Here is a 20157-nt window from a genome sequence, read left to right as displayed (position 1 = left end):
ACTTCAGGCCGTTGCATACCGCGGGCGCCCGGCCGGCCGGTAGACCTGGATCGTCACGCCCTTCGAGTCGACCCGCGACTCGACCAGGTCGAGCGCGAGATCCGGACCGGTCTCCGGGAACAGTCTCGCGCCCTGGCCGAGGATCACCGGGACCACGATCAGAATCATCTCGTCGACCAGGTCGTTCTCCAGCAGCCACCGGGTCAGGGCGCCGCTGCCGTGCACCTGCAGCTCACCCCCGGGCTTGGCCTTCAGCTCACTGATGGCCGCCGCGAGGTCACCGCGGAGAACGGTCGTGTCCTCCCAACGCGGCGCGGTGAGCGTGGTCGAGGCAACGTACTTGGGGGCCTGGTTCAAGGCCACGCCGATGGGATGTGCGCGCATCTGGTCGATTGATCCCCAGGAGCCGGCGAACAACTCGTAGGTGCGCCGGCCGAACAGGAACGCCTCGGCGCGCTGGTAGGTCTGCGTGATGAACGTCCTGGTCTCGTCGTCACCCGCCCCCGGGGCCCATCCGCCGCGCTCGAATCCGTTCCTGCGGTCCTCATCCGACGCACCGCCGTTTCCCTGCATCACTCCATCGATGGTGACCTGAGTCACGGTCGTCAGCTTCATGATCGCGGTTCCTTTACCTCGGCGCCGCCCCCTTGCGGGCGACCTCACCCCTGCTACGAACACCCCCGCCCCGATCCGACACCGCCTCCCGGACTTCTTTGAAGAATTTTCCGGGACGCCGGTCGTCAGCGATCCGACAGCACGACAGTGTCGCGGCGACTGCGCGATCTCGGACGGCGCGATGCCGTCCAGCCACGCGTCGGTGTCACCGAGCGCATCCACCTGATCCAGCCACTTCACCTGCCCGCGGAATCGCGACCAGGTGGCCCGCTGGGCGGGCTTCTTGAGCCGGTTGAACGTCGATTTCCCGTCCGGCCCGACGACGAGCAGACCCTCCATCCGGGCCCGGCCGGCCTCGCCCTGCGTCGTACTTCACCCCTTGACGCTGCCGTACCAACTTGCGATGCGCGTGGTCCGGCCAGACCTCTCCGGGCAAGCCACCTCCTCCGCCGACGGCGTGAAGAACACATGCAGCACCCGCGCCGAACGGCCCTGTCCATCAAACCGCAACCAAACCCACGCGGAAGGTCACATCAGCTGACAAACACACCCTCTGAGCAGCACCTCAACACCCCACTGTCCCTTTCTCTCGTACTTGGTCTGCCCCCAAGTAGTCCGGAACGTGCTTCCGCGGCCGACCGTCATGCCAGGTGAATACCGCCGCCGCGCCGTGGGATCCGGCCGGCAACCGCCGGCAGGGGCTCGACCGCTTCGTTCCTGAGCGGAGGCCTGCGGCTTCAGGCGCCCGCCGGTCCGCTGTAGTCGGTAACGGCATAAACCTGCAGGAGCCTCTCGACTCCGCGCAGGAAGGTCTCGCAGATCAGCGCCGGGTCGAACAGGCAGCCGGCGGCCATGGCGCCGTCGCGCATCATCACGAAGTGGCGGGCGGCGGGCTCGGCGCCGGTCTCCTGGATCTTGGCCAGTAGTTCTGTGACGGTTTCCAGGAACCATTGGCGGTGGGCGAGCACGGCCTTGCGCACCGGGGACTCGGGGTCGGGATACTCGGCGGCAGCGTTGAGGAAGGCGCATCCCCGGAAGCCGGGGGACTGGATGCTTTGGGCGATGGACTTGCTGAGGGCCCGGATGGTGTCGGCGGCCGGTAGTCCGGCGACGACGGCCTCGTGCGCTTGACCCCGCATGGCCCGGTCGACCTCGTTCAAGTAGGCGAGGACAAGGTCTTCCTTGCCGGGAAAGTGCCGGTAGAGGGTGGCCCGCGTCACCTGCGCTTCGGCGACGATGCGATCGATGCCGACGACGTGGATGCCCTCCGCGTAGAAGAGCCGGGTGGCCGTGTTGAGCAGCCGGGACCGCGCTTCGGACGGCCGACCTTCGGATTGGCTGGGCATACCCAACACTCTAGCGGATAGAACGTTCGGTCTTGACAGGCTGCGCCGCAGGTTGCCATGCTGTGCCGCGACAGAACGTTCGGTCTAGTGAGGGAGTAGCAGCGGCTCGTCGTATCCACGTACGCACCAGTGGCCGCCGCGACCGGGAGCGTCGCGCAGCGCCATCCGCCGGCACGAGCGAGGCGGCGGCCTGGCAGACCATCCCGTCCTGGTACCTGCTCAGCAGGCAGGACCAGGCCATCACTGATCGCTGGTCGCCCACCTGATCGAGAAGGCCGACCACGGGCCGCGCTGAACCGCTCTCCACATCGCTCATCCACCGAAAGGATCATCATGAGCACTATCGCCGCTTCACCCGGTATTTCCGGGACCGCGTCCACGCTGCGGCGGCTGTACTTCGTCCGGTTCGCGTTCGCCATCGTCTGGGCTCTCGTGATGTTCACGACCGCCTCGAACCTGGGTCCGCTCGCGGTCACTCTGCTCGTGCTCTACCCGCTGTTCGACGTGGCCGCCGCCATCATCGACGCCCGCGCGTCGCGCACCACCGGATCACCTGCCCTGCTGTACGTGAACATCGCGGTCAGCCTGATCACCGCCATCGGCGTGGCCATCGCCTGCGCGTCCGGTATCCCGGCTGTGCTGCGCGTGTGGGGCGCCTGGGCGGTCGTGGCCGGGCTGGTCCAGCTGATCGTGGGCGTCACCCGCCGCAAGATGGGCGGCCAGTGGCCGATGATCATCAGCGGCGGCATCTCCGTACTCGCCGGTGCGTCGTTCATCGTTGGTGCCTCCGCGAACAACCCGACGCTGATCAACGCGGCCGGCTACGCCATCCCCGGCGGCATCTTCTTCCTCATCTCGGCCTTCCGTCTCGGCCGCGCCGCGAAGGGAAACTGACATGGACAGCAACACCTACGACGTCGTCGTCCTCGGAGCCGGCCCGGTCGGGGAGAACGTCGCCGACCGGGTGGTGCAGGGCGGGCTCGGCGCCGCCATCGTCGAGCGCGAGCTCGTCGGTGGGGAATGCTCCTACTGGGCCTGCATGCCGACCAAGGCATTGCTGCGCAGCGCGGCGGCGTTGCGGGCGGCGCGTCGGTTGCCGGGAGCGCGCGAGGCGGTGACCGGCGGTCTCGACGCGGCCGCGGTGCTGGGCCGCCGGGATGGCTTCGCCTCGCATTGGAAGGATGACGGTCAGGTCGGCTGGCTCGATTCGGCCGGGATCGCTCTGCACCGTGGTCAGGGCCGGATCGTGTCCGCGAACGTGGTCGAGGTGACCGGCGACGACGGCGTCCCGGTCACGTTGACGGCCCGGCATGCGGTGGTCATCGCGACCGGAAGCGGCGCGCTGCTGCCGGACATTCCTGGTTTGCGCGAGGCCGCGCCGTGGACCAGCCGGGAGGCGGCTGCCGCGAGCGCGGTCCCCGGCCGGCTCGCGATCATCGGCGGTGGCGTGGTGGCGTCGGAGATGGCGACCGCCTTCGCCGCCCTGGGGTCCTCGGTGACGATGCTGGCGCGTGACGGTGTGCTGCCGCTGGCCGAGCCGTTCGCCGGCGAGCGGGTCACCGAGTCGTTGCGGGAGGCCGGTGTGTCGGTACGCCTGGGTGCGGAGGCCGCATCGGTGCACCGCGACGAGGCCGGAACGGTGCACATCACGATGACCGACGGAGAGCGGGTCGAGGCCGACGAGGTTCTGGTGGCGATCGGCCGGATACCGAACACCCAGGACATCGGTCTCGGCGCCGTCGGCCTGATGCCGGGCGCCTGGCTCACGGTGGACGACACGCTGCGCGTGGTCGGGGAGGACGGGGCGCCGATCGGTGACGGATGGCTGTATGCCGCCGGTGACGTCAACCGGCGAGTGCTGCTGACTCACCAGGGTAAATACCAGGCCCGCGCGGTCGGCGACGTCATCGTGGCGCGGGCGAAGGGCGAAGCGGTCGAGGACGGCCGCTGGGGCCGACACGTGGCCACGGCCGACGAGCGCGCGGTGCCCCAGGTGGTCTTCAGCGAACCGGAGATCGCGTCGGTGGGGCTGACCGCGGCCGCGGCCGAGGCCGCCGGGGTACGGTTCCGCGTTGTCGACTACGACCTGGGCGCCGTCGCCGGATCCGCCCTGCACGCCGACGGCTACCGGGGGCACGCCCGCATGGTCGTCGACGAGGACCGGACAGTGATCGTCGGCTTCACGCTCGTCGGCCCGGACGTCGCAGAACTGCTGCACGCCGCGACGATCGCGGTCGTCGGCGAGGTTCCGCTGGAGCGGCTGTGGCACGCGGTTCCGGCGTTCCCCACGGTCTCCGAGGTGTGGCTGCGGCTGCTGGAGGCGTACGGCCCCCCGCGCCAAGACCTCGGGAGCTGCCGGTGACGAGGACGCCGGCAGCTCCCAGACGGAGCCGGGACAAGATGTCACGCCAAGCCGCTCCCATCCAACATGCTCGTCAGCCCCCGATGCGAGCGCGGTCAGCACGGCTCGATGACGGTGCGCTGGGCGGTGCTGCCCGTCGGCCGCCGCGCCGACCCTGCGCTGGTACCGGTGCCGTACCCACACCAACCGGCACGATTGGCCGATCGGTGCTGGACCGATCGTCCGCGTGCTGACCGAGGCCTTCGGCCCCTCCTGTCAGATGTGCGGCGAAGTACTCGGCCGCTACGTCGATCATCACAAGCAGACGCAGTTGGTGCGCGGCCTGGCATGCCACCACCTACGGTGCGGCCATACCGGTGGAGTTCCGCATAACTCTGCGTTCAAGTGCGCCACGAGCGCGGGAGGCGAGTCTCTTCTCCTTGGGCTGGGGCTTCCGGCGCCGTGCCGGGGGACCCTCAGGAGGCCAGACCGACCACCGGCTGGCCCCGCGCTGGAGGCTGGAGCCGCTGGGCGGCGGCATCCTGGGCGACCGGCTCAGGTGCTCAATGCCGGTTCAGCGGCCGGTGTCCTCAGGTGAGCGGAGAGAACTGCGTCGGCCAGGCGATCACCGAGGTGGCTTCGAGGATCTGCTCGGGCCCGCCCGGCGGTGGCCACAGCCCGGACGCATACAGATCCCTGCGGATGGCGACCCGCTCGTCAAGGCTGTGAAACGGCCAGATGTGGAGAATACGATCGGGACCGTCCAGTGCGTACATCACCACCGTCAACGGATCGATGCGGTGCCTTGCCGGCAAGGCCTTTCGCCAGCCCACCATCGTCGCGGGAAGGCCGCCAGGCCGGAGGTGATAGTCGCGGATCTCGTACGCCGGCCCGAACTGGCCCGTTTGCACCGGCGGAATGAACGGGAACGGAACGAAACTCTGCGTTGTCAGATCGGTCAGATGATCACCGGCGCCGAACGGCCGGTCACTGGCACGCGCTCGCATCCGCTCCCGCAGTAGCTCCGCGTCGTCGGTGAAGCCGCGCAGCACGATCAGGCGCCCCAGCGGGCCGTTCTCCGTTTGCCAGCAGCCAAGGAGCTTTCCATATGCGTCAGGGCTGTTCACCCAGGGTTCAACTCCGGCAGCCGCCTTCTCGGCATCGAGCAGGCGAAAGGCAAGGATCGCGAGCTCGTACCGGATGTTCTGCTGCTCCTGATCGACGTCTTCTCCGCTGATCGGCGCGGGCTGTTTCATGGCGGTTTCGCTCCTGGTATCGACGGTGGTGGTATCCACGGTCAGATACCCGCACCGTGGCCGAGATCGCCAAGGCCCTGGGGGCTGGCCATGGCATCATCTACCGGGCCGTGCAGCAGGCCTCCTGACGCCAGGCCGAGGTCGCGTTCGCTTGAGGTCACATCCACGGACGCGACCTCGCTCTGGCCGGCAATAGGAGGTCAACAACCACAGACAACGATGGGGCGCCGCAAGATCTGAGCCTCAAGACAAGTCCCTTGAATCTGGATGGTGCCCGCAGCGCCCTATATCCAAAACCAACATAACCACAGGTCAGAGGCAGGTTCGTTGGATTCCCACGATTGCTAGAAGCGACCCTCTCAGCGAGGCGCCTACACCACGCGGTGATTCTGGCGTACTGCCAGTGCCGTAGCCCCACTACTCGGTGGTACTGTGTAGTAGTACTCGGTGCCACCGAGTACTAGGGGCGGAAGAGGACCCACGATGGACGACCTGACGGAGATGCTGAAGGGCACGCTTGAGGGCTGCGTGCTTGAAATCATCGGCAGCGAGGAGACCTACGGGTACGCCATCACGCGTCGGCTGAACGAACTCGGCTTCGCCGACGTCGTCGAGGGGACGGTTTACACCATCCTGCTGCGGCTGGAGAAGAACGGGCTCGTCCAGGTGACGAAACGACCGTCCGGGCTGGGCCCGCCGCGCAAGTTCTATGCGCTCAATGACGCGGGGCGCAAAGAACTTGCGACGTTCTGGGCTAAATGGGAGTACATCACATCACGGATCGACAAGCTCAAGGAGGGTGGGGAATGAACTTCTGGGAAACCATGACAGGCAGCGATCTCACCAGGGAATGGAAGGCGTTCGAAGCCCGGGCCGAGGCATTGCCGGCCGACTACCGGGCGGCGTGGGAGAAGGTCAAGGGTCATCTTTTTCCGTACGGGGATTTCACCGGTCGAAACCTGATGCCGATTCTCGACGGTGCTCTGGGGCTGCTCGAAGAGACAGCGGCCGATGGGCAGAGCATTCACGAGGTGCTGGGTGACGACATTGAGGGCTTCTGCGCGGCGCTGGCCGGCGGATCAGGGGCTCGAGGCTATCGCGACCGGTGGCGCGAGCAGTTGAACAGGAACGTCGCAAGGAAATTGGGCCGGCTAGGAGGCTGACGTGGGCATCCAAGACATCATCGAGGGCAAGAAGCAGTGGCGGGCGCACATGGCGCGGGTCAAGGCGCTCCCACCGGACTACCAGATCGTCTACAAGGAGATTCAGAGGTACTTCTTCAAGGTCGGACCGATCGACTTGCATGATGGGCCCCTGCTTTCAGGGATCGTCGATTTCTTCGAGGAGGGCGTCGCGGCCGGCAAGGGAGTCCTGGAACTCATCGGCAACGACATCGCTGCCTTCTGCGACGACCTGGTCAAGGACTCGCGCACCTACGCGGACATTTATCAGGAGTCCGTCAGCGGGAAACCCGGCGCGGCCGAGAAGTAACACCCGTCGCCTTGACGTCGTGCCAGTGGGCGTATGCCCGGACGGCCCTTGGCGAGCTGAGCACCTTGTAAGCACGCTCCTCCAGACTGCACGCCGAGGCCCGAGGCGTGGACTCAACTGGGACGTTGGGAAGATCCTCACAAAGGATCAGTGACACCCTCTTCAGCCGCGCATTGGCGCGTAGCGGCGGGGCCACTCGCACGAGGGGCTGCGTGAGCCCGCCGGAGATTTGATCACCAGCTTCACCGACCACGTGCACCTGCGGGTGGATGCGCGGGTTCTTGACGCTCCAGCGCGCCTCGGTGCCCAGTTGCTCGCCCAGCGCGGTCATCGCCGCCAGCACCGGGGCGCCCCGGGCGTTCGCGCCGAAGGTGATCGTGGTCGTGAGCATCCGGCACAGCCCCACCACGGTGGAGGCCCTCTTGACCAGCTCGGCTCGTCAGTCGCCCTCGGGCGGCGGCAGCATCCCGGTCACGGTGGCCACCGCGAGGCGTACCTGTTCGCGGGCGATCCGCGCCTCGATGGCCTCCCACACCACCGCGATCCGGACCTGGTCCTCTTCACCCCATGTCCGGGCCTCCAGCAGCACCTGGGCCACCACCGCTATGGCCTGTACGGAGTTGAGATCAGAGGGATTCCGCTGCGCTACGGTCTGCGGCCTCGGTAGGCCATCGCCATGGCGCGTGGAGACCTCACTGACGAGGAATGATCCTTGATCGAGCCTTGCCTGCCGTTGGGTGAGCGAGGCCCGATTCCGGACCTGCGGCAGCAGTTCAACGCGGTGATGTGGCGGTTTCGTACCGGCAGTCCGTGGCGGGATCTGCCCGCCGAGTACGGGCCATGGTCCACCGTCTATGAACGACCCGCGGATGAAGAGGGTCCGCGTCAGGCCGGGCCGAGGACGCAGAACTCGTTGCCCTCCGGGTCGGCCAGAACCGTCCACGAGACGTCGCCCTGGCCTACGTCGGCGAGCGTCGCGCCGAGGACCTCAAGCCGGGCCACCTCCGCCGCTTGACCGTCAACGGTCTGGGGCAGCAGGTCGAGGGGGACTTCGCCGAGCTGCCGGAGGCCTTGGGCGGGTGCGGAGGCGGTGATGGCGTAGCGGCCCAGGAAGTTGATGTGGGCGTGGCTGAGGCGGGCGGCGCCCTTGTCCTTGACTGGGACGCCCTGGGCACGGAGCTGGTCGACGGCGGCCGAACACCTGCCCGTGCGGGGTGGATTGCCGTTGTGGCGAACATGCGCAGCAGGTCGTAGGCGCGGACCTGGTTGGTCACCAGCGATCCGGCGACCCGGCCCCTTCGATCACCGACACTAGGATGACCGCGCTGATGGCGGCGAGTATCCAGGACGGTCGGGGCAGGTGCCGTACCCTCGCCCCGACCGTCTTGTCGACCTCGCCGGCCAGCAGCCGAGGGCAGGCGTAGATTCCGGCGGCCAGCACGACGACGCCGATGGCCGTTCGGCATCGCCAGACCGTAGAAGGCGATCGCGAGCGCCGCCGCCGGCCTGGTGCCGTATCGGGAGAGCAGGAAGCCCATCTAGGCGATGAAGACGACGGAACCGATCCCGACCGCGCTCGCGGCCAGCCCGATCTGGGCGTCCGACGACCGCGTCTGCTCGGCGATGTCCGGCAGATGGACGATCCAGCTGGTCGTGGCCAAGCTGTTGACGAACAGCAGGGTATAGGTGGCTTTGCGTGCTGAGTGCAGGGTGCGATGGACTGCTTGAGCAGACATGGTGGCCCTCTCATCGAGGCGGGTGAAGAACGGGGGGACAGGGCCGGCCGAGCCGTAATGAGAATGCGTACTCGCATTCCGGTCGTCTTTGGCCCGGCCCACCATGTGTAAAGCGCTAACGGAATACACACTTGTCCTGACTTTGCCGGTTAGATCGAGGGTCTTGACAGGCGCGCCGGGGCGGGCGGTTCACTCTGTGAACCGGAATGTTCATTCGCATTTTGCAGTCCGATAGAGAGGCACTCTCCATGACCATGACGGAACCGTTGACCTCCGCTGCCGCTGTCGTGGCGGCGATCCGTGCCAGGCGCGCGGACCTTGCCGCCGGCGGCTTCCGGAGCGACCGCCACAACGCCGATCCCGCCGACAATTTCGCCGTGCTCTCCGAGATCGGCGCCGCCCGGTTGCTTGTCCCCGCCGCATACGGCGGCCTGTGGGACGGCACGGCGAGCGGCGGATGGGGCGATCTCATCCGGGCGATGGTGGAGATCAGCGCGGGTGACGGCCCGACCGGCCAGAACTGGGGCACCACGGCCCTGGTCGCCCGGGAGGTGTTCGACGCGCATGCCGGCCTGCCCGAGGAGACCCGGAGCGAGCTGGCACGCCGGCTCCTGCACGAGGGACTGCGCATGCTGGCCTCCAACGCCGAGACCGGCGTGAACGGAGTGAACGGCGTGAACGGCGTGAACGGTGTGAACGGTGTGAACGGTGTGAACGGCAAGGTCACGGCCCGCCCGGCCGACGGCGGCGTGATCCTCAGCGGCACCGAGTCCTTCAACACCAACAGCGGCGGCCTCGGCATCGCCAACGTCGGCTGCCTCCTGGAAGGAGCGCCCGGCCGCCACCACGTCCTGGTGGAGCTGACCCATCCAGGCGTCGAGCCGCACGACGACTGGGACAACATGGGCCAGCGCGGCACCCGCAGCCAGACGATCACCTATCGCGACGTCTTCGTGCCGGACGGCCGGCACTACGCCGCCTCCATGCCGTCGCCGGTGTTCTTCGGCGCGGTGATGCTGCTGCACGCCGCGTTGATGCAGGGCATCGGCGACGGCGCGCTGGACGCGACGCTCCAGTACGTGCGCACGATGAAGCGGGGCATGCTGCCGCAGTTCGCGACACCGGTCGAGGACCCGCTGATGATGCGGCGGCTGGGCGCGCGCTCGAGCCGGCTGGCGGCCTCCCGGGCGCTGCTGTTCTCCGCCGCCGACCGGCTGGAGGGCGCGGCCGGTGAGGACCTGTCCGCGATCGTGGCGGAGTGTTTCCGGGCCAAGGTGGCCTGCGTGGACGCCTGCCTGGAAGCCGCGGGCGAGATCCACGAGTTGGCCGGGGCACGCGGCACCTCGAACGCGTACCGGCTCGACCGCTACTGGCGCAACGCCCGTACCTTCGCCTCTCACGATCCCACCGACACCAAGAACGTCTACATCGGCATGTACGAGGTCACCGGCGAGCTGCCCTCGCTCGCGGCCATCGTGCGCGTCTGATGGCCACCGAGACCGTCAGTCCTGCGGCACCCACCCGGGGGCGCGTGCTCAACTCCACGCTGATCGTGGTGTGCCAGAGCATGCAGGCCCTCGCCTTCGGCGGCATCGCCCTGTTCCTCCCGCTCATCCGGCAGGACATCGGCATCAGCCCCTCGCAGGCCGGGCTGCTGGCCGCCGCGGGCACGTTCACGTACGCGCTCATGCAGATCCCGTCGGGATACCTCGCCGACAGGTTCGACCCCAAGCGCCTGTTCGTGTTCGGGCTGCTCGGCACCAACCTGCTCGCGCTCACCTTCGCACTGCTGAACTCCTACGGCTGGCTGCTCGCCAACCAGGCACTGTCCGGCATCTTCCGGTCGCTGGTGTTCGCGCCGGGCCTGCTGCTGATCAGCCGGCAGTTCCGCGCCGACCGCCGGGCCACGGCCATGGGCCTGTACGTGGCGGGCGGCTTCTCCTCCAACATCCTGCTCAACGCGCTCGGCCCGGCGCTGGTCGGGCCGCTGGGCTGGCGCTGGCTGATGATCTCCTTCGCCGCCAGCGGCGTGCTGGTCCTGCTGGCCTTCGCCAGGCTGGGCGACCCTGCCCCTGCGAAGGCCGGTGCCAAGCCGCCGACCTGGGCCGACGCGCGCGAGATCCTGTCTCACCGTGCCGTGTGGCTGAGCGGCTTCATCCAGTTCGTCCGCCTCGCGGTGGTCGCCGGGACGGCTTTCTGGATGCCCAGCCTCATCGTCGAGGACAAGGGCTACTCGCTCGGCGTGGCCGGCGCCGTCGTGGCCATCGGCGCGGCGGTCACGGCCCCGTCGAACTTCCTCGGCGGCTGGGTGTCCGACCGCCTCGGCCGGCCGCTGGCCGTCGTCGGCGTCTCCCTCGCCATGCTGGCCGTCACGATCTTCCTCATCCCCTTCGTTGACGCCCTCCCCGCGCTGATCGCGCTGATCGCGGTGAACTCGATCTTCCTTCAGCTCTACTTCGGGCCACTGTTTGCCGTGCCGTTGCGCTACGTCGGCACCGCTAACACGGGTCTGGTCACGGGGTTCAGCAACTTCTGCGCCAACCTCGGGGGAGTGGCCCTCTCCTTTGGGCTGGGCGCCGGCAAGGACGCGACGGGCTCCTTCGACGCGGGCCTGTGGGTCCTGGCCGGCCTATGCACCGCCGGGCTGGTGGTCACCTGGCTGATCTCCCGCCTCCCGGCCCGCGACATCGCTACAGAAAGGACACGCCCATGAGCCTCAGCCCGCCGGTCGAGCTGGACACCCGCCCCATGGCCCGGCCTGAGCTAGTGCAGGTCCCGCCGGTGCCGGTACGTGGCGAGCGCGTCGGCCTGCCGTCCGCTGCGGTACAGCGCGATCATGAGCTGGGCGTGCAGTTGCTCGTCGAAGGCATGCTCCTTGATGAGGGCCTCCAGCTCCGGCAGCAGCTCCGCATGCTCGCCCAGCGCGAGCCGGGTCTGCGCGAGCGCGCGGCTGGCTCGCAGCCGCAACTGCTCCAGGCGCCCGGCCTGCTCTTCCATCCAGGGCAGCCCGGCCACGTCGGCCACTGGCTGGCCACGCCACAGCGCCAGCGCCTCACGCAGCTGCCGCGCGTGAGCGTGGTCGGAGACCTGGGCACCCTGCCGGATCAGCATCTCGGCGGCGGCGACGTCGGTTTCCACCTGAATCGTGTTGAGCCGGTACCCGGGCGGGTGCGCCACGATCGCTTCCCGGCTGCCCAGCACCCGGCGCAGATGCGAAACGTGGCGCTGCACCGTGTTCAGCGGCGTCGCCGGTGGGTCACCGGCCCACACCACATCCGCAAGCCGTTCGTTGCTGACGATCTCACCGCGCTGCAACGCGAGCACCGCCAGAACCGCCTTGCGGCGCAGCCCGTTCACCGGCCGGGACGCCCCGTCCGCGACTACGTCAACCGGCCCAAGCAACCGTACCCGCATCCCCGGCCCATCCCCGTTCCTGTAAGAGAAGGCGTTCCATCCCGTTCCACGCATCAGGGGGCAGTGGCGAGCAGCGCGTTGCCAGGGCGGCATCCGATCGTTCGTCCCCCGACCTGACCGGCGACCCCGACCGCGTCCTCACCGTCTCGGACTTGGCCGCCGCGGCCGAGCTGGGCGCCCGGATCACCACCGAGATCCGCTACGACCTGATGGGCGCTTGCGTGTCTACCCAGGTCGAGACGGGACAGGCGCCGGGCGCGGTGTCGGCGAATGAGGCCGGCGAGCTGGTTCAGCTAACGCCCGCGGCCACCGCACGATCTTCAGGAGTCCACTCAACCCCCGATGATCACGCGGTGGCCGTACCCGTTCCCGACCAGGGTCCCTACAAGATCGCGATGTTGCGCCACGGGAACCCCGGTACCAGGCCGCAGACGACGCGGCGGCGCGGTCGGCTGAAGGGAACCGCGAGTCGGCTGGATACCTGACGCAGCGACTCCCTTCAGCGGGCGGTAGACCAGGCCGAGGCCACCCCGAGCGGACCAGCGGGAGCGAAGATCACTCCTTAGGTGGCGGGCTTGCCGAACCAGCGGGAGAGGTGGTCGTCAAGGTCCTGCTGATCGTCGCCGATCCAGGCGACGTGGCCGTCGGGGCGTAGCAGGACGCACGGAACATCCAGTACCGCAGTGGGATCCGCGAGGTAATCGACCCGGTCGGACCAGCCGCCGACGGTCAGGCGTTCGGTGCGGTCCAGCAGCAGGCCGCGGCCGCGATGCAGCAGACCGTAGAGGTGGCCCTGTTTCACGTCGATGTCGTGCATGCGGCGGCCGAGCAGGTCGGGGCCTGCGCCGAAGTCGTAGCGGATGCCGATCGCGGTGATCTTCTCGATCAGGTGGCGGTTCACCTCGTCGAAGTCCATCAGTTCGGTGAGCAGCCTGCGCACGGCCTGCGGGCCTGGTTCGGTGGACGTCAGTTCCATCTGGGCGCGGGTGTTGTCCAGCACGTCCTCGGCGACCGGATGACGTTCGGCCTGGTAGGTGTCCAGCAGTGTTTCCGGGGCCCAGCCGCGGATCTGTGCGGCCAGTTTCCAGCCGAGGTTGAATGCGTCCTGAACGCCCAGGTTGAGGCCCTGTCCGCCGATGGGTGGATGGATGTGTGCCGCATCGCCGGCCAGCAGCACCCGCCCGACCCGATAACGTTCGGCCAGCCGGGTGGCATCCCCGAAGCGGGACAACCAGCGCGGGGAGTGCACGCCGAAATCGGTTCCGGCGATGGTGCGCAACTGCTGTTGGAAATCTTCGAGGGTGGGCGGTTCCGCGCGGTCCCTGACTCCCGCGGCGGGGACTACGACGCTATAGACCCCTTCGCCGAAGGGCCTGAGCCAGAATCGCTTATGGGTCTTGCTGATTTCGGTCACCTTGGCGGCGATCTCCTCCTGCGGTACACCCACTTTCATCTCGCCCATGAGCGTGTCGGTCCGTGAGGGCTCGCCGGGGAAGCCGACGCCGAGCAGTTTGCGCACCGTGCTGCGCGCGCCGTCACAGCCGATGAGGTAGCGCGAACGCAGCTGTTCCCCGTCGGACAGCTCGACGGTCACACCCTCGTCGTCCTGCTCGAAACCGGCGACCGCGCGACCGCGCCGGACCTGCGCACCCAGTTCGATCGCATGTTCTTCGAGCAGATGCTCGATGGCCGGCTGCGGGATGCCCAGTAGATAGGTGTGCGCGGAATCCAGGCTCTTGGGCGCGGGTTTGGGGATGGCGGCGAAGATACCGCCGACCGGACGCTGTCTTCCGTGCTGGAGAATGCGCTCGAGCAGTCCGCGCATGGCCATCAGCTCGTTACTGCGGATATGCAGACTGACTATGCGGACGAACGACGCGGGCTCGGTTTCCTTCTCCACAACGAGTACCCGCACATCGTGCAGCCGCAGTTCGGCGGCCAGCATCGCACCAGTCGGCCCGCATCCGGCGATGATCACGTCGAACGTGAGGGGCGCGCGATCGGCGCCGGAGGCCGGCGACCAGAGTTCGGGGACGTCGCCCTCGACCGGACCGTTCGACGACGGCTCGGCGGTGAACTGCTGAGAGTGCATAGGTGTTGCCTTTCGGGAGTGCCTTGTTGTCGAGGCGCTCCCGGCGACACCTACGTCAATCGCCCGACCGTGACGGTAAGGGGGAGCACCCACATCGCTACAGCGTTCATGGGTCTCACCTCCTCGGGCGGTGTCTCGGTCAACTGCAAGCTACAAGCCCGAGCATCATCCCGTCCAATCCTTTTCCAGCCACGTGATCACGACTCCAAACGGGCCCGTGCGGTTGCAGTGGCGAATCCGGCGCGGCGGCCCGGCTGGTCCCGGTCACGGTCGACGGTCTGATCCTGGCCGCCCCCGAAGCGGACCGGATCTCGATAGGCGCTGCCCTTTCCGCGTTTGAGCGCGAAGTGGACGCCAAGCCGGGCACCCGTGAGGTGGCGATCAGCCGGTCATCGCGGTCTTGGATCGGGCCGAGGTCTGGTGGCATGTCGTCGGTGACGCGGGGCGGTGCAAGACCGTCTGATCCAGAAGTATCAGGTAATGGTGTTCCGCTAGGCGATGATGACCTCGATTCCGGCAACGTATCCATCGACGCCGGCAAGCCCATCACCGACTGCCGCGACTTCGACCTGCCGGACGTCATCAACACCTTCCGCTGGTACGCCGAAGCCATCGACAAGGTCTACGGCAAGACCTCACCGACCGGTCCGGAACACCTCGGCCTGATCGTGCGTGAACCCATCGGCGTCGTCGGCGCCGTCCTTCCCTGGAACTTCCCGGCCGCGATGCTCGCATGGAAACTGGCTCCCGCGCTGGCGGCCGGGAACTCGGTAGTGGTCAAGCCCCCGGAGCTCGCCTCCCTGACGACCCTTCGCATCGCGGAGCTCGCCGCCCAGGCAGGCATTCCCGCCGGGGTCCTCAACGTCGTTCCCGGACGGGGCCACATCACCGGCAAGGCCCTCGGGCTGCACCCTGACGTCGACGTCGTCTCCTTCACCGGTTCGACGGAGGTCGGACGCGCGTTCCTGCGCTACGCCGCCGACAGCAACCTCAAGAACATCGTCCTCGAATGCGGCGGCAAGAGCCCTCAGATCGTGACCGCCGACAACGCCGACCGCATCCCCGAGGTGGCGGCCGACCTCGCCGAGGCCGCCTTCTGGAACGCCGGCCAGAACTGCACCGCCGGATCGAGGATCCTGGTCCACTCCTCCATCAAGGACGAGTTCGTCGCCGCCCTGGTCAAGGAGGCCAACCGGCGCCGCGTTGCCGAACCGACCGACCCCGATACCGCGATCGGCCCGCTCATCGAAGCCGCAGCCCTCACCCGGGTCCTGGCCTACATCGAACAAGCCAGAGACGACGGCGCCACGGTCGTGGCCGGCGGCGAGCAGATGCACCAGGACTCCGGCGGCTGGTTCGTCGCACCCACCGTCATCGACGACGTCACCCCCGACATGGCGGTGGCCCGGGAGGAGATCTTCGGCCCGGTCGTGGCGGTGCTGTCGTTCGACACCGACGAGGAAGCCCTCAGCCTCGCCAACGACACCGACTACGGGCTGGCCGCGACTGTCTGGTCCCGCGACATCGACCGGGCCCTCAAGCTGGCCCGCGGTGTCCGGGCCGGCACCGTCGCCATCAACGGATACAGCGAAGACGACATCGGCACGCCCTTCGGCGGCTACAAGACCTCCGGATTCGGCGGCCGCGACAACGGTCTGGAAGCATTCGAGCAGTACACCCAGCTCAAGACCATCTGGATAACGCTGCACCTCTCCGGCGGTGACACAGCGCGAAGCCTGGATGCGTGCCCAGAATCCCGACCCGCCGTCGCCTCCAGACCGGGTTTCCATGACTGGCGTACAACAGTTACCACAGCCGTTGAACGTGAACGCTGCTGTTGATCATCGGCGTCTGTCTACGCGGGCTGGCGCCGGAACCGGAGCGCTTCATCGCCGATCGGGACAGTGATCGTGAGCACTGACGCCCCCGAAGGTTGGGGCTCCGGCAATCTCAATAGCCTATTGAGACGCACTCGGTTCCGGGTGACGTCGACAGGAGGCTGAGATGAACCGCGATGAGGTATGGCAGGCGATCGATCATGAGCGGTCCAGCCTCGCGGACCTTCTCGACGGTCTCTCTGAGCGGGAATGGGAGGTCGCGTCCCTGTGCTCAGGCTGGCGGGTGCGTGACGTCGCCGCCCACCTGACCCTTGCCCAGATGGGTGTCGCGCAGGTGGCGCGTGAGCTGCTGAAGGCCCGTGGAGATATCAACCGTATGCTTCACGACACCGCCATCCGGCAGGCCGAGTTACCCTTGCACGAGATCAGCGCCCTGTTGCGGGGCATGGTGGGCACTCGGAGAAAGGCTCCCGGCGGCCAGCCACTTCTGGACATCCTCGTCCACGGCCAAGACCTTGCGATCCCCCTCGGACGAGATCGTCCTATGCCGGTGAGAGCAGCGGCCTTCTCCGCAACCCGGCTCTGGAACCTGGGATGGCCCTTCACCATGGGGTGGTCATTCCGTGCGCGGCAGGAGCTGAACGGACTCGAACTCGCGGCCACCGACTGCTCCTGGTCTGTGGGACACGGTCAGCGTGTTGAAGGTTCCATCGCGGCGATACTCCTGTTGCTGAACGGACGAATGACCGCTCTGTCACGCCTGTCCGGTCCGGGCATGGCCGAACTGCGCGTTCGCCTGTCACCGGCCACCCAGTCCTAGATCACGGTCATCTCCACCGACCGGGTGCGGATTCGTACGTGGCGGATGACGGCGAGCTGGGCGGGAGAGGAGCCGGTTTCGCACGGGCAGCCGGCCGAAAAATCGAGAACTGCCCCATCAGGTAGAAATGAAGGATGGACTCTGATTTAGCCACCCGCATTCTTTACCGGGTCGGTTTTGTCCTCCGGCTGGTGCTGCTGCTTCCTCTGCTCGCGGGCTTGGTGATCCTCAGTGCCGGCATCTCGCCGTCATCGCGGACGTTGGAGCAGTTTCGCCGTGCGGTGCTGGCCGGGGATGTCGATCAGGTGACCTACCGGGCTTCCGGCTCCGGTGAGCTGGTGTCCCTGACGTGGTCGGAGTCACTGCTGGTCTGGCACGAGGTGGGGGGTGCCATAGCCGACGCCAAGGGGGCGTACACGACCGCGCGCCTCACGGCCGATGCGCGCCGAGCGTTCAACCGGCCGTCCTTGACGCAGAAAGCGAGCAAGTCCGACGGGAACGGCATCCTGCCTGATTGGCCCTTCGACGTTCGCGGAGGCTGGTGGATCGCCGCCTCCTGGGTGATCGTCTTCCTCGCCATGCTGTTCAGCCCTCCTCGTCTGGCCAACCGGTGGGCATGGTTCTGGCTGTTCACTGTCGGGCAGGTCGGAGCGATCTTGTACCTCGTGCTGGAACCGAGACCGTTGTGGCAAGGTCCCGGCGAAGGACTCACCCGGGACAAGCGGGTGGACGGCGGCAGCGGCTGCAGGTACTCGATCATTCTGGCCATCGTCTCGGGGCTCGCGGCACTGGGGATCGGGCGGCTCATCGAGCTGGTCCTGGGCTGAATCCCCTGAGCGACTCGCGAGGCACTCCGCATCCTGCGCACGCGTTGAGAGCAGCGCTCCACAAGGAGACGACTGGGTGAGGGCAGGCGTTGCCGTGGCCGGCCAGCGGCTCGGCGGCGTGGGCGAGCCAGGTGTCGGTGCTGCGCACATGGTGGCCGCCGCGCTGTCAGGAGGCGCACAGCCTCCGCGCGATGGGCGAGCTGACGACCTACCACGTGGAGTGCGTGGCTCTGCTGGCCAGGGGATAGATTGCGGCTCCGCTCAGCGACGAGTGGAACGGGATGGCACGCCTCACAGGTGAAGGGGGTGGCCAACTCCCTGGTGAGGAGCTTCCACGATGCGCAGACAGTTGGGCCGGGCCGTAAGCGCGCTGGCCTTTTCGGTACTTGCCCTGGCGTGCACCGGCGGCATCGCCCAGGCCGATGCGACAGAACCGGCGGACCCCGAGACCGTCATCGTCTCCGATCCCGGCCCCGGGGACGGGAAAGGGCCCAAGGTGACCGCCACCTCCGATACCAGGCCGGGAGTGGTCGTCATCTCGAACGGGGAAGAGCCGACCACCGGTCCTAAGTAGTTCGCAGCCAGTTCCGCGCCTTCCGGGGCGCTGCGCAGCCGGATCACGCGTACGTCCGGGTGCGCTCGGCGCGAGACTTGCGGTACGGACGGTTCGAGCAGGTCGGGGCGCTGCACAACCAACGGCGTTGATCTCACGGGCCGTCTGGGCTGCCGACAGCGCGATCATCTTCGACCGGCTCCCGGCCACCTTCTCCGAGTTGCTCAGCACCGGCCAATCCGAGCCGAAGACTCCAAACAGCCCATCGAGCACCAGGTTGCGCGGCTGGTGATGGTCCCGAGCGGCGGGCAAGCAGATCGCCCGCCGCCCGCCGAAAACGGCCCGAATGATCAAGTTCCTCGGTTGTCCCTGCGCCCCCGACGCTTCCTGGCCGCACCACCACCTCGCCACGCTGCGCCAATTGGCTCCGACGAGCTGCAACCCCTCGATCCCATCAACGTCACGCACATGTTCGCCAGCCAGCTACTCGCCTTACGTTCCTTAACGACCTTCCGGCGGCTGACCGGCTAGAACGTTTGACTACCCCAGATAGCGATCGCTGTACGCAACCGCCGGCCCCGCCCTCAGACGTCGAACTCGGCCTGGAGATCGCGGTCGGCGAGACCACTGCCGTCGCCTATTCGAACAGGGACGTGTCTCCCGTGCCCCGGCGGAGAATCTTGGGTTCATCCTGCGAGAAGTCGATGACGGTCGTCGGAGTGGCGCCGCATTCGCCGGAGTCGATGACCGCGTCCACCACGTGGTCGAGCCGCTCCTTGATCTCCCAGCCCTGCGTCGAAGGTTCGGTCTCGTCGGGCAGCAGCAGGGTGCTGGACACCAGCGGCTCGCCGAGCTCGGCCAGCAGCGCCTGGGTGACGACGTGATCAGGGATGCGAACGCCGACCGTCTTCTTCCGGGGATGCAGCAGCCGCCGCGGCACCTCCTTGGTCGCGGGCAGAATGAACGTGTAACCGCCGGGAGTCGCCGCCTTGACCTGGCGGAACAGCGCATTGCTCAGGTGAACGAACTGCCCGAATTGGGCGAAGTCACGGCATAGCAGGGTGAAGTGGTGGTCGCTGCCAAGGCCGCGGATCTCCCTGATCCGGTCAAGGCCCTCCTTGTTGCCCGGTCGGCATCCAAGGGCATAGCACGAGTCGGTGGGGTAGGCGATGAGCCCGTCCGCCCGCAGGATCTCGGCGATCTGGCTGATCAGGCGAGGCTGGGGATTGTCCGGATGAAGATCGAAGTATCTGGCCACGCCTCGGATCCTAGGGTCCCGCACCATGGCATGACAGGCGGCCCCAGGGCGATACGGTCTCGCCGCCCAGCAGCGTCTCCCCGAGTCCGCACCAAGACTCCTGATTTAGGTGGCTGACGTCGGCGAAGAGGGGGCGGCCGGAATACGCCGTAAACGGGCCGCGTGGTGGGGAGATGATTTGATCGTTTTGGGTAGGAGCGCGGTCTGCTCGGTGATCTTTCATAGGTGACGTCGATCGATCGGACGGCGTATCCCCGGTTTGCGCGGATGATCTCGGCCCGGGAGTTAGCCGAGACGTTTACCCCGACCGATGATGAGGTGGACTGGGCTCGGGACCGTACCCAGAATGCCTGTGGTGAAGTGGGTTCAGCGGATTCTGGCGTGGAACCCCGGGCGTTTACGCCCGGGAGGAGACGACAGCGCGGGAGGGCCTCCCGGCCCGGGTGGTGTAGTAGCGGGCAGGTCTGGATAGGCAGATCAGCCGGGTCGTTTCTGGTTCTCGATGTACTCCTTGATGATCGATAGTGGGGCACCGCCGCAGGAGGCGGCGAAGTAGGACGGGGACCAGAA

The 20157-nt window shown here is 67.5% G+C and carries 25 protein-coding genes and 2 pseudogenes; 15 read left to right on the top strand and 12 right to left on the bottom strand.

Annotated elements, in window-relative coordinates; genetic code table 11:
* Positions 1-3: 3 nt before the first annotated feature.
* Both KLK06_RS57520 and KLK06_RS57515 read right to left on the bottom strand, forming a co-directional pair.
* Positions 4-615 (bottom strand): dihydrofolate reductase family protein, encoded by a 612-nt coding sequence (locus tag KLK06_RS57520; RefSeq protein ID WP_214644372.1) that lies wholly within the window; start codon positions 613-615, stop codon positions 4-6.
* A gap of 737 nt (positions 616-1352) precedes the next feature.
* Positions 1353-1961 (bottom strand): TetR/AcrR family transcriptional regulator, encoded by a 609-nt coding sequence (locus tag KLK06_RS57515; protein ID WP_214644371.1) that lies wholly within the window; start codon positions 1959-1961, stop codon positions 1353-1355.
* Between the two features lie 333 nt (positions 1962-2294).
* On the opposite strand from KLK06_RS57515, the gene KLK06_RS57510 reads away from it, so the two are divergent.
* Complete coding sequence (locus tag KLK06_RS57510; RefSeq protein ID WP_214644370.1) at positions 2295-2855, top strand: hypothetical protein; 561 nt, start codon at positions 2295-2297, stop codon at positions 2853-2855.
* A 1-nt stretch (position 2856) separates the two neighbouring features.
* A complete protein-coding gene (locus KLK06_RS57505) occupies positions 2857-4323 on the top strand; it encodes an NAD(P)/FAD-dependent oxidoreductase (RefSeq protein ID WP_214644369.1) in 1467 nt (488 codons plus the stop codon).
* Positions 4324-4892: 569 nt separating this feature from the next.
* On the opposite strand, the gene KLK06_RS62880 is transcribed toward KLK06_RS57505, so the two are convergent.
* A complete protein-coding gene (locus tag KLK06_RS62880; protein WP_214644368.1) occupies positions 4893-5597 on the bottom strand; it encodes an NIPSNAP family protein in 705 nt (234 codons plus the stop codon).
* A 444-nt stretch (positions 5598-6041) separates the two neighbouring features.
* Between KLK06_RS62880 and KLK06_RS57495 the strand changes: the two genes are divergently transcribed.
* From KLK06_RS57495 to KLK06_RS57485, 3 genes are read left to right on the top strand one after another with little or no spacing between them, the layout of a single operon-like run.
* Positions 6042-6368: a PadR family transcriptional regulator gene (locus tag KLK06_RS57495; protein WP_214644367.1), complete on the top strand. Its 327-nt coding sequence runs from the start codon at positions 6042-6044 to the stop codon at positions 6366-6368.
* Positions 6365-6721 carry a DUF1048 domain-containing protein gene (locus tag KLK06_RS57490; protein WP_214644366.1) on the top strand — a complete coding sequence of 119 codons (357 nt, stop codon included), beginning with the start codon at positions 6365-6367 and terminating at the stop codon, positions 6719-6721. The genes KLK06_RS57495 and KLK06_RS57490 overlap by 4 nt, the downstream gene beginning before the upstream one ends.
* Before the next feature lies 1 nt (position 6722).
* A complete protein-coding gene (locus KLK06_RS57485) occupies positions 6723-7049 on the top strand; it encodes a DUF1048 domain-containing protein (protein WP_214644365.1) in 327 nt (108 codons plus the stop codon).
* On the opposite strand, the gene KLK06_RS57480 is transcribed toward KLK06_RS57485, so the two are convergent.
* Together KLK06_RS57480 and KLK06_RS57475 are read right to left on the bottom strand one after the other, a co-directional pair.
* The gene (locus KLK06_RS57480; protein WP_214644364.1) at positions 7018-7440 is read right to left on the bottom strand and encodes a hypothetical protein; all 423 of its coding nucleotides are present in this window, start codon (positions 7438-7440) and stop codon (positions 7018-7020) included. The two genes, KLK06_RS57485 and KLK06_RS57480, sit on opposite strands and share 32 nt — an antisense overlap.
* Before the next feature lie 48 nt (positions 7441-7488).
* Positions 7489-7650 (bottom strand): hypothetical protein, encoded by a 162-nt coding sequence (locus tag KLK06_RS57475; protein WP_214644363.1) that lies wholly within the window; start codon positions 7648-7650, stop codon positions 7489-7491.
* 111 nt (positions 7651-7761) lie between these two features.
* Here KLK06_RS57475 and KLK06_RS61200 point away from each other — a divergent pair.
* A pseudogene (locus KLK06_RS61200) lies at positions 7762-7911 on the top strand (transposase); the annotation flags it as partial.
* 23 nt (positions 7912-7934) lie between these two features.
* Here KLK06_RS61200 and KLK06_RS61195 read toward each other — a convergent pair.
* A pseudogene (locus tag KLK06_RS61195) lies at positions 7935-8099 on the bottom strand (VOC family protein); the annotation flags it as partial.
* On the opposite strand from KLK06_RS61195, the gene KLK06_RS61190 reads away from it, so the two are divergent.
* Complete coding sequence (locus KLK06_RS61190; protein ID WP_250907658.1) at positions 8061-8303, top strand: hypothetical protein; 243 nt, start codon at positions 8061-8063, stop codon at positions 8301-8303. The pseudogene KLK06_RS61195 and the gene KLK06_RS61190 sit on opposite strands and share 39 nt — an antisense overlap.
* A gap of 16 nt (positions 8304-8319) precedes the next feature.
* Here KLK06_RS61190 and KLK06_RS57465 read toward each other — a convergent pair whose 3' ends face one another.
* Together KLK06_RS57465 and KLK06_RS57460 are read right to left on the bottom strand one after the other, a co-directional pair.
* On the bottom strand, positions 8320-8490 hold the full coding sequence (locus tag KLK06_RS57465) for a hypothetical protein (protein ID WP_214644362.1): 171 nt from the start codon (positions 8488-8490) through the stop codon (positions 8320-8322).
* A 97-nt stretch (positions 8491-8587) separates the two neighbouring features.
* Entirely contained in the window at positions 8588-8785 is a 198-nt protein-coding gene (locus KLK06_RS57460) for a hypothetical protein (protein ID WP_214644361.1), read from the bottom strand.
* A 254-nt stretch (positions 8786-9039) separates the two neighbouring features.
* On the opposite strand from KLK06_RS57460, the gene KLK06_RS57455 reads away from it, so the two are divergent.
* The gene (locus tag KLK06_RS57455) at positions 9040-10272 is read left to right on the top strand and encodes an acyl-CoA dehydrogenase family protein (RefSeq protein WP_214644360.1); all 1233 of its coding nucleotides are present in this window, start codon (positions 9040-9042) and stop codon (positions 10270-10272) included.
* The gene (locus tag KLK06_RS57450; RefSeq protein WP_214644359.1) at positions 10272-11498 is read left to right on the top strand and encodes a nitrate/nitrite transporter; all 1227 of its coding nucleotides are present in this window, start codon (positions 10272-10274) and stop codon (positions 11496-11498) included. Before KLK06_RS57455 ends, KLK06_RS57450 begins: the two co-directional genes overlap by 1 nt.
* Before the next feature lie 50 nt (positions 11499-11548).
* Here KLK06_RS57450 and KLK06_RS57445 read toward each other — a convergent pair whose 3' ends face one another.
* The gene (locus tag KLK06_RS57445) at positions 11549-12142 is read right to left on the bottom strand and encodes an AfsR/SARP family transcriptional regulator (RefSeq protein ID WP_214644358.1); all 594 of its coding nucleotides are present in this window, start codon (positions 12140-12142) and stop codon (positions 11549-11551) included.
* Positions 12143-12351: 209 nt separating this feature from the next.
* On the opposite strand from KLK06_RS57445, the gene KLK06_RS57440 reads away from it, so the two are divergent.
* A complete protein-coding gene (locus KLK06_RS57440; protein WP_214644357.1) occupies positions 12352-12684 on the top strand; it encodes a hypothetical protein in 333 nt (110 codons plus the stop codon).
* 77 nt (positions 12685-12761) lie between these two features.
* Here KLK06_RS57440 and rox read toward each other — a convergent pair whose 3' ends face one another.
* Complete coding sequence (gene rox, locus KLK06_RS57435) at positions 12762-14291, bottom strand: rifampin monooxygenase (RefSeq protein WP_214644356.1); 1530 nt, start codon at positions 14289-14291, stop codon at positions 12762-12764.
* 425 nt (positions 14292-14716) lie between these two features.
* On the opposite strand from rox, the gene KLK06_RS57430 reads away from it, so the two are divergent.
* The 5 genes from KLK06_RS57430 (at position 14717) to KLK06_RS57410 (ending at position 18350) form a co-directional block, all read left to right on the top strand.
* Positions 14717-16132, top strand: coding sequence for an aldehyde dehydrogenase family protein (locus KLK06_RS57430; RefSeq protein ID WP_214644355.1), 1416 nt, complete (start codon positions 14717-14719; stop codon positions 16130-16132).
* Positions 16133-16295: 163 nt separating this feature from the next.
* Positions 16296-16949: a maleylpyruvate isomerase family mycothiol-dependent enzyme gene (locus tag KLK06_RS57425; RefSeq protein ID WP_214644354.1), complete on the top strand. Its 654-nt coding sequence runs from the start codon at positions 16296-16298 to the stop codon at positions 16947-16949.
* 134 nt (positions 16950-17083) lie between these two features.
* Positions 17084-17776, top strand: a complete 693-nt coding sequence (locus KLK06_RS57420; RefSeq protein WP_214644353.1) for a hypothetical protein — start codon at positions 17084-17086, stop codon at positions 17774-17776.
* An 89-nt stretch (positions 17777-17865) separates the two neighbouring features.
* On the top strand, positions 17866-18024 hold the full coding sequence (locus KLK06_RS57415; RefSeq protein ID WP_214644352.1) for a hypothetical protein: 159 nt from the start codon (positions 17866-17868) through the stop codon (positions 18022-18024).
* 89 nt (positions 18025-18113) lie between these two features.
* Positions 18114-18350 (top strand): hypothetical protein, encoded by a 237-nt coding sequence (locus KLK06_RS57410; protein ID WP_214644351.1) that lies wholly within the window; start codon positions 18114-18116, stop codon positions 18348-18350.
* 616 nt (positions 18351-18966) lie between these two features.
* Here the strand turns inward: KLK06_RS57410 and KLK06_RS57405 are convergent.
* Together KLK06_RS57405 and KLK06_RS57400 are read right to left on the bottom strand one after the other, a co-directional pair.
* The gene (locus KLK06_RS57405) at positions 18967-19587 is read right to left on the bottom strand and encodes an L-threonylcarbamoyladenylate synthase (RefSeq protein ID WP_214644350.1); all 621 of its coding nucleotides are present in this window, start codon (positions 19585-19587) and stop codon (positions 18967-18969) included.
* Positions 19588-20064: 477 nt separating this feature from the next.
* Positions 20065-20157: transposase (locus KLK06_RS57400; RefSeq protein WP_214640960.1), on the bottom strand; the 93-nt coding region annotated here is incomplete at its 5' end.

The sequence above is a fragment of the Nonomuraea sp. NEAU-A123 genome (assembly GCF_018603905.1).
Classification (GTDB): Bacteria; Actinomycetota; Actinomycetes; order Streptosporangiales; family Streptosporangiaceae; genus Nonomuraea.
This window is presented reverse-complemented; position numbering and strand designations above follow the sequence as displayed.